The sequence below is a fragment of the Bacillus sp. FSL R10-2201 genome (assembly GCF_038008665.1).
In the GTDB taxonomy this organism is placed as follows: domain Bacteria; phylum Bacillota; class Bacilli; order Bacillales; family Bacillaceae_G; genus Bacillus_A; species Bacillus_A mycoides.
The window spans coordinates 3455840-3468708 of record NZ_JBBOZP010000001.1 but is presented as its reverse complement, the minus strand read 5'-3'; the positions used below and the strand labels follow the sequence as shown (position 1 = coordinate 3468708).

The 12869-nt window shown below is 36.4% G+C and carries 12 protein-coding genes; 9 read left to right on the top strand and 3 right to left on the bottom strand.

The window, feature by feature from the left end; translation table 11 throughout:
- Positions 1 to 33: 33 nt before the first annotated feature.
- Positions 34 to 330: a hypothetical protein gene (locus NSQ69_RS17870; protein WP_002033506.1), complete on the bottom strand. Its 297-nt coding sequence runs from the start codon at positions 328 to 330 to the stop codon at positions 34 to 36.
- Positions 331 to 583: 253 nt separating this feature from the next.
- Here NSQ69_RS17870 and NSQ69_RS17865 point away from each other — a divergent pair, with 253 nt between their 5' ends.
- The gene (locus tag NSQ69_RS17865) at positions 584 to 1162 is read left to right on the top strand and encodes an AAA family ATPase (RefSeq protein WP_002128548.1); all 579 of its coding nucleotides are present in this window, start codon (positions 584 to 586) and stop codon (positions 1160 to 1162) included.
- Positions 1159 to 1731 carry a DJ-1/PfpI family protein gene (locus NSQ69_RS17860; protein WP_341099573.1) on the top strand — a complete coding sequence of 191 codons (573 nt, stop codon included), beginning with the start codon at positions 1159 to 1161 and terminating at the stop codon, positions 1729 to 1731. Before NSQ69_RS17865 ends, NSQ69_RS17860 begins: the two co-directional genes overlap by 4 nt.
- Positions 1732 to 1744: 13 nt before the next feature.
- Here the strand turns inward: NSQ69_RS17860 and NSQ69_RS17855 are convergent, their stop codons facing one another.
- On the bottom strand, positions 1745 to 2713 hold the full coding sequence (locus NSQ69_RS17855) for a class I SAM-dependent methyltransferase (protein WP_341099570.1): 969 nt from the start codon (positions 2711 to 2713) through the stop codon (positions 1745 to 1747).
- Between the two features lie 181 nt (positions 2714 to 2894).
- Between NSQ69_RS17855 and hutP the strand changes: the two genes are divergently transcribed.
- From hutP to NSQ69_RS17825, 6 genes are all read left to right on the top strand, one after another.
- Positions 2895 to 3335: a hut operon transcriptional regulator HutP gene (hutP, locus tag NSQ69_RS17850; protein WP_000926519.1), complete on the top strand. Its 441-nt coding sequence runs from the start codon at positions 2895 to 2897 to the stop codon at positions 3333 to 3335.
- Positions 3336 to 3437: 102 nt separating this feature from the next.
- Entirely contained in the window at positions 3438 to 4955 is a 1518-nt protein-coding gene (gene hutH, locus NSQ69_RS17845) for a histidine ammonia-lyase (RefSeq protein ID WP_002033511.1), read from the top strand.
- 23 nt (positions 4956 to 4978) lie between these two features.
- On the top strand, positions 4979 to 6637 hold the full coding sequence (gene hutU, locus NSQ69_RS17840) for a urocanate hydratase (protein WP_002033512.1): 1659 nt from the start codon (positions 4979 to 4981) through the stop codon (positions 6635 to 6637).
- Between the two features lie 12 nt (positions 6638 to 6649).
- Positions 6650 to 7921, top strand: a complete 1272-nt coding sequence (gene hutI, locus NSQ69_RS17835; RefSeq protein ID WP_002128543.1) for an imidazolonepropionase — start codon at positions 6650 to 6652, stop codon at positions 7919 to 7921.
- Complete coding sequence (gene hutG, locus NSQ69_RS17830) at positions 7900 to 8871, top strand: formimidoylglutamase (protein WP_341099569.1); 972 nt, start codon at positions 7900 to 7902, stop codon at positions 8869 to 8871. Before hutI ends, hutG begins: the two co-directional genes overlap by 22 nt.
- Positions 8872 to 9163: 292 nt before the next feature.
- Positions 9164 to 9625 (top strand): CarD family transcriptional regulator, encoded by a 462-nt coding sequence (locus NSQ69_RS17825; protein WP_170935206.1) that lies wholly within the window; start codon positions 9164 to 9166, stop codon positions 9623 to 9625.
- Positions 9626 to 10158: 533 nt separating this feature from the next.
- Here the strand turns inward: NSQ69_RS17825 and NSQ69_RS17820 are convergent.
- The gene (locus NSQ69_RS17820; protein WP_341099568.1) at positions 10159 to 11253 is read right to left on the bottom strand and encodes an NAD(P)-dependent alcohol dehydrogenase; all 1095 of its coding nucleotides are present in this window, start codon (positions 11251 to 11253) and stop codon (positions 10159 to 10161) included.
- A 432-nt stretch (positions 11254 to 11685) separates the two neighbouring features.
- Here NSQ69_RS17820 and NSQ69_RS17815 point away from each other — a divergent pair, with 432 nt between their 5' ends.
- Positions 11686 to 12813 carry an alkene reductase gene (locus NSQ69_RS17815; protein ID WP_002128540.1) on the top strand — a complete coding sequence of 376 codons (1128 nt, stop codon included), beginning with the start codon at positions 11686 to 11688 and terminating at the stop codon, positions 12811 to 12813.
- Positions 12814 to 12869 lie beyond the last annotated feature (56 nt).

The following is a 12869-nucleotide window of genomic DNA, read 5'->3' as shown; positions in this document are numbered from 1 at the left end:
GAACGCTTGATCATTTTGACCAAGCGTTGTGATTTAAACGAAGTATAGTTGTTCAACACATAAAATATCATTGTCATTTTCTACATATTCAATGATGAGTGTGCCAACTTTACGATCTTTATCTTCAGTTGTGAAAATAGAGTAAGAAGTAAAACGTGTTGTTGATAGGCCGCTTATATGTGTAGGTAAAGGAATGTAGTCGTTATCGCGGAAGAATTCCATCAGTTCAATATCTTCAAATTCTTTTCGGTCAACTTGTTTGTTTGTATAGCGGCGTTGAAGTTGTTTTAAAGATGCATTCCAAGAAATTGCTTTTGTGTCGTATACCATTGTTCTATCTCCTTACTGTATGTAATTATTAAGAACATACGTTCTAATCTAGTATACTCCTTTTATAAGAAAAGGGAAAGCAAAAAATAATGTAAGCTTGGATTTCCAAGCTTACATTATTTTGCGTCCGTCATAATCTCTATTTTTTATTATAAGTTAGATAAGAATAAGAAACAAGATGATATATATCTTGTTGATAGTTTTCAAAATTCTGTTTATTATTTATGTAATACAGTACAAGGGAATGAGAGGGATGACATACGTAATTTCACTCCAAGGACCGATGGCAAGTGGGAAAACAACATTGGCAAAAAGGTTAGAGCAATATGAGCTTTCAATTATATACGAAAATCCATATCCAATTGTAGAAAAAAGAAAAGAATTACATTTAGATATGAACTCAAAAGAGGGGTTTATTACAAATCAAAAAATGTTTATTGAAGCAAAAATAAAAGAGTTTCAAAATGTGAAAAGCTCAGTCGTGATTTTTGATCGTGGACCAGAAGATATTGAATTTTATACACTCTTTTATCCGAAGATGATAGGGAAAGAGTGGGGTATAGAAACAGAATTAAAAGATGAATTGTATAAATTAAGAGAATGCCGTTCGGATGCAATTTTTTATTTAGATGTTTCGAAAGAGAGTTTGTATGATAGGAGAAATAATGATAGGACAAGAAATCGAAGTACATTTGAGGAACAATTTAAATTAGTAGAAGTTGAAAAAGAATGGTATAAACAATTTCCCGTAACTTATGTGGACACTAATATATTATCAGTGGACGAATTAGAGGCATATTTTATAGGGTGGCTAAGGGAGAAAAGGCTATGAAAAAAATATTATTATTCGTATACCCGACATTTGCAGAGTTTGAAATAACGGTAGCAACAGCATTGCTGAAAAAGAAATATGAAATCATTACAGCGGGTTTAACAAAAGAAATGATTATAAGTGAAACAGGCTTACAAGTACAGCCGCATATAGAATTAAGTGAAGTGCGTGTAGAAGAATATGAGGGGGTTATCATTCCGGGCGGAGATGAAATACATATGAAAGAGGCGAAACTGCTTTTTTCAGTTATTCGTCAATTTTCTGAGCAAGGAAAATTAGTGGCAGCGATTTGTGCTGGACCGTATGCGTTAGCAAGGGCAGGTTTACTAAAAGAAATCTCTTATACAGTGACCATAGATTATCAAAAATTAGATTGTTTTCCAGTAGAAAATTTTGTGTATACAGAAGTTGTACAGCACGCAAATATTATTACAGCACAAGGACATGCATTTGTGCCATTTGGACTAGCGATTGCCTCCTATTTTGGAGTAGTGAATGAACATAATACAAATTTTTATAGTGGAAAGGGCAATATAATGATGGAGAATCTTTTACCGGAAAACGTGTAAAAGCTAGCGAATGCTAGCTCTTTTCTTTTTTACATCGATAAATCACTAACGTTTTCGGATCGCGCCATATACCGTTATGAAATGATAAATCATTTTCTATTTCTTCTTTTAGCCATTCCTTCATTTCGGTGTGAAGGGACATATTATCAGGTATATTCAACGACGGGAACATGCTAGAAATATAGTTAACGATTGGAGTGGCATGATGAAAAACAAGTGCATTATGAATAATTGTTTCTTCAACAGTTGAAAAAACAGAGTGTAATAGATATTTACCATTTTCTAAACAAAATGGAGCTACTGACGGTGATGTTTTTGGTAAATCAAATGTGACTAACATTTTGTTACACATTTCATCTATACGAGGTAATGAAACTTTAGAATTTGTTGTAGCTAAAAGGGCGCCGCCAGGACGAATTATCTTATGGAATCCTTGAATAGTTTTTTCGACATCTTTCATGTGGTATAACATATGCCTTGCGATTAGCAGGTCATAACAATTAGCTTCGAAAGGAAGTTTACTAGCGTCACCGAGTTTCCATTCAATCATATTATTCGTTATAGCAGCTTCAGAAAGCATAGTTTCGGATTGATCAAAACCAGTTAGATGTCCTTTATGACCATTAGTTTGCAAAAGGGAAAGAAATTTTCCGTTAGCACACCCGACCTCTAATATTTTTTCTTCCCCTTGGAGTTGTAAATGTTCAATGACGACTTCATCTACATTCACTTGTTTTTCTTCGTAATGTTTATGCGTATCGATACGTGTTTGTAAATGGTTACTTACGTTGTATTGGCGTTTTACATCATTCATTTTTTCACATTCCACCTTTATGCAAAATTGCTGAATCGCATGTGTTAATACATCTGTTTTATTTAAACCTTCGTAATGGAGTGCGTCTTCAAACCTTGTAAGTAATTTTTCTTCAATTCGAAAATGAATATCTTTTCGCTTCACCACTGAAATTTCGCCCCTTTGCATCTGTTAGTGAGACTATAGCACGTCTGAAAAAAATCTGTAAATAAATTGTGTACACAAGTACAAGTATGAGAGGGATAAAAAATTGCTTGAATAATATTTTAAACTATTGACGATTTAACCGTTTTCATATATTCTTAAATTAAGTAATATTCAAATAATTCAAAAGAAATGAGAGAGTCACATGCTTCTTCAAGGAACACATCGAATTGGTCGTATGGCCATGCTGTTGGCACTTGCGGATGAGAATGAAAGTCCCGTATTATCTATTCCGAAAGGTTGGAAATATTGTACTGGGAAAGTTGGTTCTATGAATTCGCAAAAAGTAGTAGCAGCAATGGAAACAGCGGCTAAGAGCAACCGAGTTATTGAAACAGATGTTTACAGAGAAACACATGCACTTTATCATGCAATTATGGAAGCTTTGTACGGAGTGACGAGAGGTCAAATTCAGTTAGCAGACGTTCTTCGTACAGTAGGACTTCGCTTTGCGATTGTGCGCGGTACACCATACGACGGAAAAAAAGAAGGCGAATGGGTTGCTGTTGCACTTTATGGAACGATTGGTGCACCTGTAAAAGGATCTGAGCATGAGGCGATTGGTTTAGGAATTAATCACATATGATTTGCCCATAGTCTATTAGTTAGAAGGGGGCCTTATTTTTTAGGACAGAAGTCTGTCTTAAAAAGATAAGGTCCCCTTTTGCCTTTATAAGGAGGAAAAAGAATGATTACGTTAACAGGACACACATTGACAGTTGAAGAAATGAAGAGGTTGTTACTTGAAGGTGAAGGTGTAACAGCTTGCCCAACTAGTATGCAAAAAGTGGCAGAGTGCCGCGAAGTTGTCGAGAAAATTGTAGAGGACGGAAAAGTCGTTTACGGTATTACAACTGGATTTGGAAAGTTTAGTGATGTACTTATTCAAAAAGATGATGTAAAAGCACTTCAACACAACTTAATTCAGTCACATGCGTGCGGAATAGGCGATCCATTCCCTGAAGAAGTATCACGCGGTATGTTGATTTTACGAGCTAATACGATGTTAAAAGGAGTATCGGGTGTTAGACCACTTGTTGTAAACATGCTTCTTGAGTTTGTAAATCGTAAAATTCATCCAGTCGTTCCGCAACAAGGGTCACTTGGTGCGAGTGGCGATTTAGCACCTCTATCTCATCTTGCTCTCGTTTTATTAGGTGAAGGTGAAGTGTTCTACAAAGGAAAACGAGTTCATGCGATGGTTGCTCTTACAGAAGAAGGACTTGAACCTATTGAACTTGAAGCAAAAGAAGGTCTTGCGTTAATCAATGGTACGCAGGCAATGACAGCGCAAGGGGTTCTTTCTTATATAGAAGCTGAAGCAAGTGCTTATCAATCAGAATTAATTGCATCGATGACAATGGAAGGATTACGCGGCATTATTGATGCATTCGATGAAAATGTTCATAAAGCGCGTGGTTATAAAGAGCAAGTCGAAGTGGCAAGCAGAATTCGTGATATTCTTCATGATAGTAAACTTGTGACAAAACAAGGAGAACTTCGTGTACAAGATGCATATTCACTTCGTTGTATCCCGCAAGTTCACGGTGCTTCTTGGCAAGTTTTAAATTATGTGAAAGAAAAATTAGAAATTGAAATGAATGCAGCAACAGATAATCCACTTATTTTTGATGGCGGTGAAAAAGTAATCTCTGGTGGTAATTTCCACGGACAACCAATTGCATTTGCAATGGACTTCTTAAAAGTAGGGATGGCGGAGCTTGCAAATATTTCAGAGCGCCGTATTGAACGCCTAGTAAATCCGCAATTAAATGACTTACCACCATTTTTAAGTCCAGAACCAGGACTTCAATCAGGTGCCATGATTATGCAATATGCAGCGGCTTCACTCGTTTCAGAAAATAAAACGTTAGCTCATCCAGCGAGTGTAGATTCAATTCCGTCTTCAGCTAACCAAGAAGATCACGTAAGTATGGGAACAATCGCTTCACGTCATGCGCATCAAATTATTCAAAATGCAAGACGCGTTCTTGCAATTGAGATGATCTGTGCGATGCAAGCAGCAGAATATCGCGGAATTGAAAACATGAGTACAGTTACAAAAACGTTCTATCATCAAGGTCGTCAGCAAGTGCCTTCTATTACAAATGACCGTATATTCTCAACGGATATTGAAAATATCGCGCATTGGTTAAAAACGAATTATTCAATAAAGGAAAGATTGGATGTAAATGCAGCACTATAAAACGAGAAAAGGGAGAGATTGAAATGGAAAAAGTACAACAAACAATTCGTGCGGCAAGAGGTACTGAGTTACAAACGAAAGGATGGGTTCAAGAAGCTGCACTTCGAATGTTAATGAACAATTTAGATCCTGAAGTAGCTGAAAAACCAGAAGAATTAGTTGTATATGGCGGAATTGGCCGTGCAGCTCGTAATTGGGAAAGCTACCATGCAATTGTTGATTCATTAAAAACGTTAGAAAACGATGAAACGTTACTTGTTCAATCAGGAAAACCGGTAGCAATTTTCAAATCACATGAAGATGCGCCTCGCGTTCTTTTAGCGAACTCAAACTTAGTACCGAAGTGGGCGAACTGGGATCACTTCCGTGAACTAGAGAAAAAAGGTCTTATGATGTACGGACAAATGACAGCGGGTAGCTGGATTTACATTGGGACACAAGGGATTTTACAAGGAACATATGAAACATTTGGTGAAGCGGCACGTCAACATTTCGATGGTTCATTAAAAGGTACTGTAACGATTACTGCTGGTTTAGGTGGCATGGGTGGCGCACAACCGCTTGCTGTAACGATGAACGGCGGTGTTGTAATTGCTATTGATGTAGATAAGCGTAGTATCGATCGTCGTATTGAAAAGAGATATTGTGATAAGTATACAGAATCATTAGAAGAAGCATTGGCTATTGCAAACGAATATAAAGAGAAGAAAGAGCCTATTTCAATTGGATTATTAGGTAATGCAGCAGAAATTTTACCTGAGTTAGTAAACCGTAATATTATCCCTGACTTAGTTACGGATCAAACTTCTGCCCATGATCCATTAAACGGTTATATTCCAGTAGGTTACACAGTAGAAGAAGCAGCGAAGCTTCGTGAAGAAGATCCAGAACGTTACGTACAATTATCAAAAGAAAGTATGAAAAAACATGTAGAAGCAATGCTTGCAATGCAAGAAAAAGGCGCGATTACATTTGATTACGGAAATAACATTCGCCAAGTTGCTTTCGATGAAGGATTAAAAAATGCTTTCGATTTCCCGGGATTCGTTCCAGCATTTATCCGTCCATTATTCTGTGAAGGAAAAGGACCATTTCGCTGGGTAGCACTTTCTGGTGATCCAGAAGATATTTATAAAACAGACGAAGTTATTTTACGCGAGTTCGCGGATAATGAGCATTTATGTAATTGGATTCGTATGGCACGTCAGCAAGTTGAGTTCCAAGGTCTTCCATCACGTATTTGTTGGCTTGGTTATGGCGAGCGTGCGAAATTTGGCCGCATTATTAATGAAATGGTGGCTAATGGTGAATTATCAGCACCGATCGTTATCGGCCGTGACCATTTAGATTGTGGATCAGTAGCATCTCCAAACCGTGAAACAGAATCTATGAAAGACGGTAGTGATGCAGTAGCAGACTGGCCAATTTTAAATGCATTAATTAACAGTGTAAACGGTGCAAGCTGGGTGTCTGTTCATCACGGTGGTGGCGTTGGTATGGGTTATTCACTTCACGCTGGAATGGTTATCGTTGCAGATGGAACAGAAGCAGCGGCAAAACGTATTGAACGCGTATTAACTTCTGACCCTGGTATGGGTGTTGTTCGTCACGTTGATGCAGGCTATGACTTAGCGGTTCAAACTGCGAAAGAAAAAGGCGTTAACATTCCAATGATGAAATAAGGAGGAAGAAACATGCTGGACACTTTACTAATAAATATCGGTCAATTACTAACAATGGATCAAGAAGATGGCTTGTTAAGACGGGAAGCGATGAATACGCTTCCTGTTATTGAAAACGGTGCGGTTGGAATTGAAAATGGTGTAATTACTTTCGTTGGAACAGCGGAAGAAGCTAAAGGATTACAAGCAAAAGAGGTTATTGATTGCGGTGGGAAAATGGTTTCTCCTGGTCTTGTTGATCCGCATACTCATCTTGTATTTGGTGGATCTCGTGAAAATGAAATCGCGCTAAAACTACAAGGAGTTCCGTACTTGGAAATTTTAGAACAAGGTGGAGGTATTCTTTCAACTGTAAATGCAACGAAACAAGCGTCGAAAGAAGAACTTGTTCAAAAAGCTAAATTCCATTTAGACCGTATGCTATCTTTCGGAGTTACAACTGTAGAAGCGAAGAGTGGTTACGGATTGGATGATGAGACAGAATGGAAACAATTAGAGGCAACTGCACAATTACAAAAAGAGCATCCAATCGATTTAGTTTCAACATTTTTAGGTGCTCATGCAGTTCCGAAAGAGTACAAAGGAAAATCGAAAGAATTTTTACAATGGATGCTAGATCTATTGCCAGAAATGAAAGAGAAGCAATTAGCTGAGTTCGTTGATATTTTCTGTGAAACAGGTGTGTTCTCTGTAGAAGAATCAAAAGAATTTTTATTAAAAGCGAAAGAGCTTGGCTTTGATGTGAAAATTCATGCAGATGAAATCGACCCTCTTGGTGGTGCGGAAGCAGCGGCTGAAATTGGTGCAGCATCAGCGGACCATTTAGTTGGCGCTTCTGATAAAGGAATTGAAATGCTTGCGAATTCTAATACAGTAGCAACTTTATTACCAGGAACAACTTTCTATTTAAATAAAGAAAGCTTCGCACGCGGCCGCAAAATGATTGATGAAGGTGTTGCAGTTGCTTTAGCTACAGACTTTAACCCAGGTAGCTGTCCAACTGAAAACATTCAGCTTATTATGAGCATTGCGATGCTGAAACTGAAAATGACACCAGAAGAAGTTTGGAATGCGGTAACAGTGAACTCATCTTATGCCATTAATCGAGGCGATGTAGCTGGGAAAATTAGAGTTGGTCGTAAGGCGGATTTAGTTTTATGGGATGCTTATAATTACGCTTACGTACCGTACCATTACGGCGTAAGTCATGTAAATACAGTATGGAAGAATGGGAATATCGCATATACAAGAGGTGAACAATCGTGGAGCACGGCCACTATTTAAAGAAAAATGCAAAGTTTATCGATCGTGAAGTGACGAAGTGGAGCGAAATGATTAAAAATTGGGAGGAAGGTGTGGAAATATTCGGTGCTGCCTTAATTGGAGCGCCCCTTTCTAAACCATCTATTAGTCATTCAGGAGCATGTTTTGCACCAAAAACAATTCGTTCAATGTTGGATGCATATAGCACGTACGCAATTACAGAAGAACACGATATGAAAGAAAGTGTTCTTCATGATTGTGGTGATATTACGATGCATGTGACAGATATAAAAGAGAGTCATAACCGAATTGCGAAAACAGTTGGTCACTTGACGAAAGTAAATCCGAAAATGATACCAATCGTTCTTGGTGGTGACCACTCGATTAGTTTTCCGAGTATAACTGGTTTTGCAAATATTAAAGGGAAGGTCGGTATTATTCAATTTGATGCCCATCATGATTTACGTAATTTAGATGATGGTGGTCCATCAAATGGTACACCGTTCCGTAGTTTGCTAGAAAATGATGTGATTACAGGAAAACAGCTCGTTCAAATTGGGATTCGTAATTTTTCAAATGCACGAGCGTACCATGAATATGCAAAAGAGCATGGCGTGACAGTGTATACAATGAAAGATGTAAGAGAGCGAAAAATAAAAGATCTTATTTCAGAAAGTATTGAAGTATTAAGAAAACAAGATGTGACTTCTATTTATATTTCTCTTGATATGGACGTACTAGACCAAGCGTTTGCGCCGGGCTGTCCAGCAATTGGCCCTGGTGGGATGGATAGTACAACTTTACTTGATGCAATTGAATTCCTTGGTAAAGAGCCACTCGTTCAAGGGATGGATATAGTAGAGATTGATCCAACTCTTGATTTTAGGGATATGACGAGTAGAGTAGCTGCGCAAGTGATTATGAGTTTTCTTTTAGCGCGAGAAACGATTAGTAAACAGGTTAGTATATAAGCGAAGGATCGTGTGTGAAGTTTTGAAGCAACCGTTTTTGTCATTATATAAAAATACATCGCTACTTATATGTAGTGATGTGTTTTTTTTGTTTTACAAGGTATATAAAATTGGAGAAAATGGGTGTAGAAATGTAACAAAATCGCGGGTTTTTTAGTGTTTCTGTACAGCCTGAATTTTTATGTGTAAATAAATTGACATAGAAAATAATTTTGTGATATTATAAAAATTTTGCTAAAAAAATAAATGTGTGTTAAGATTGAGAAGGTTACCATATATGGAGGTGGATTATTTGTTTCAAATTGGCGATAACATCGTTTATCCAATGCACGGAGCAGGTATAATTAAAGCCATAGAAGAAAAGGAAATCTCAGGAGAAAAAAGACAGTATTATGTTATAAAAATGTCAGCTAGTAATATGGAAGTAATGATTCCTATGGGGAAAATATTGAGTTCAAATATACGACCAGTTACAGATATAAAGGCATTAACAAACATAATAGATATTTTTCAGCATGGGGAATCAGATAGATTACTTACGTGGAAACAAAGGTATAAATTGAACACTGATAAAATAAAAACGGGTAAAATACAAGAAGGTGCTGAAGTTGTACGTGATTTATTACGTATGCAGAAAGAAAAAGCACTTAATGCAAGCGAAAAGAAAATGTTAGATAACGCACATGAATTTTTGATTAGTGAGCTGGGATTAATTGAAGGTATCACAGAAAATCAAATAAAAAGCTTTTGTTAAGATTCATTGTAGATAATGTATTACATCCCAAAAAAGATCTTGAATTTTTTGGGAATATAATTATAGAAAATCAATCATTTCAAAGACATTCAACTCTTTCAAACCACTTTTAGAGCATTAACCTCTTTTGTTATTACTACAATTTAATCCATTTTTATTTTTAAATTTCTTTTACGAATGTTCGAAGTTTAATTAAATAACTCGATAAAATAGTTACTTGATTTTTGCAATCCTGATTCACACTGGCACGGACGAGGAGCCGTAAGGATGAAAGAGAGGTAGGGCTTTCATTGTTTTAGGTATATAAGTTATTATTTTTAGAAGAATACTGAACCACTCCCACTTCTATTGTTAAGAGATTTTCCATATGTGAGGAGATAATAATTGTTTATTTTCTTTATTTAAAAGAGATAAACGAATTGTTAGCCTTATATGGTCAACTAAAAAAGGTTTCCTACTTAGGAAACCTTTTTAATTTTACTTATTCCATTTCAGGATATTTTTGTTAGTTATCGGGAAAAAGTAAACAAATGTTACTCCATTACGATAATAGGTTTAATCGTTTTTCCTGTTTTAGAATCTTCAAATGCTTGAGCAATTTCTTCAAAAGAATAGAATTGTACAAACTTATCGAATGGGAATAGTCCTTTTTGATAGAAATTAATTAATTTTGGAATGAATAGTTGTGGTACTGCATCACCTTCAACTACCCCTTTAATTGTAATAGCTTTTACGACAATTTCATTTGTTACGTTTAAAGTTAAATCCTTTTTACCAACAGCAACAGTTGCCATTGTACCTTTTACTCGTAAGCATTGAATGGATTGCAGTGTAACAATATTTACGCCAGTTGTTTCAAATGAGTAATTAGCTCCACCGTTTGTAATTTCTTTAATTTTGGCAACTGGATCTTCGTTTAAGCTATTAATCGTGTGTGTAGCCCCTAATTCCTTCGCTAATTCTAAACGACTATCATGAATATCAATGGCAATAATTGTAGTACATCCAGCAATTTTAGCTGCCATTAAGCCACTAAGGCCAACAGCACCGGTTCCAAATACAACTAGGCTACTACCTGGTTTTGGCTGTAATGAATTTAGGATCGTACCGCTACCAGTCATAATTCCACAACCAAGTGGTCCTAATAAACGTATATCAACATCTTTTGGTACTTTTACAGCATTATTCTCATTAACAACGGCATGGTATGCGAATGAAGATTGGCCGAAGAATTGAGAAATGTCATTATTGTTAAGATCGTGTATAGGTGTTACATGGCGTTTGTTTTTTCCAGAGAAGTTTAATTCAATCATATTTTCGCAAGCGGCAGCATTACCATCTAAGCAATTTTCACAATGACCACAGTAAGAAAATCCAAGTACAACATGGTCACCAGGTTTAACCGATGTTACATTACTTCCCACTTTTTCCACGATACCAGAACCTTCATGTCCTAAAACAACTGGTTTTGGTGTTGGCATTGTACCGTCTAAAACTGTTGCATCTGTATGACATATACCCGAAGCGATAATTTTTACTAATACTTCATCGTTTTTAATCTCGTCTAAGTATACTTCTTGCATATTAAAATCTTTTTCAGGTGTAGAAACGATAGCTTTTGTTTTCAATGTTATCCTTCTTTCTAAAAGTTAAATAAGAAAAAATACTTTCAACTATCTAGGAGTCTTTTATTAGTTCCTAAAATTTCGTTGGTATAATTAAAAAACAAATGAATTATTGAAACCTCGTTAGTGTAAGTTTGAACATAGTACATTGGAAACAGGTTCTTTTTGGTTAGTAAATAGTTAAATAATTAATTACCAATATATTCTATAGTAATAAAACTAGAAAAAAAGAAAACATCCACTTAATAAGTATTTTCCTCATCCACTTACTGGACATTAGAATAAACAGTAGATTCTTGAATTTCAGAACCCTTAAAGTTAAAAACGGTTAGTTTTATTATACGAATATTCCTACGTAAGAGCGTATAAATTGACGTTACTATCTAAAAGTAAGTATGATGCGATTATAGTTAGATTTTTTTAGGGGGAAGAAAAATGACAAGTTCGAATAATAAAGCGGCAAGTATTTATGAAGGAACAAATATAAACGCTTGGGGGTCTTTTGAAAATATTGAAGAAACGAAGTTATTTCATCCGATTCAAATTGGATCTTGGTCTCTTCGTAATCGCATAGCGATGGCACCGATGACGAGATGTTTTGCAAATAATGAGACTGGAGTCGTTGGTGCTGACGTAGTCGAATATTACCGAAAACGTGCTGCTGATGGGATTGGACTAATTATTACAGAAGGAATTGTCATTAGCCCGAGAGCAAAAGGGAATCCAGGAGTACCAGGTATTTATACACAAGCGCAAGTCGATTCTTGGAAACCTGTTACAGAGGCAGTACATAAAGAAGGCGGAACGATTATTGCTCAAATATGGCATGTTGGACGTATGAGTCATCACGAAATAATTGGTGATCAAATGCCGCAAGCACCTTCTGCTATTGCTGCGGAGGGGAATGTTCCGCGTTTTCGTAAACCGTTTGATACACCAGAAGCAATGACAATAGAAGAAATAAAAGAAGTTATCGGTCAATATGCACAAGCCGCAAAGAATGCGATAGAAGCTGGATTTGATGGTGTAGAAATTCACGGTGCACACGGATATTTAATTGACCAATTTACTTATGAATTTGCGAATAAGCGTATTGATAAATACGGCGGTGACTTAAAACAAAGGTTAACGTTTATGAAAGAAGTTGTTCAGGCTGTAATTGAAGCAGTTGGAGCTGATAAAACGCTTCTTCGCTTCTCTGCCTTTAAAGGTGATAATCCTACTTATATGTGGGAACATCCTGAACTTGCAATTGAAACGTTTGTAAATATGTTTAAAGAAGTTGGATTAACGATGATTCACCCTTCAACGATGAATTATACGCAAGTTATTGCTGACGGCAAGAATTTTCATCAATTAGTAAGAAAGTATTGGGATAGTACTATCGTAGGAGTAGGTAATTTGAATCCGAAAGAGGCAGAAGAAGCACTGCAAGAAGGAACAATTGATGTAGCGGCGTTCGGAAGACCATTAATCGCTAATCCAGATTTTGTTCAGCGAATTAAAAATGCTGAAAGTTTGGTTGAATATGACGCGAAAGAGCATCTTGCTACGTTAGTGTGAATAAGGATAAAAAGAGAACACATGGAGTGTTCTCTTTTTATTATGGAATTTCATAT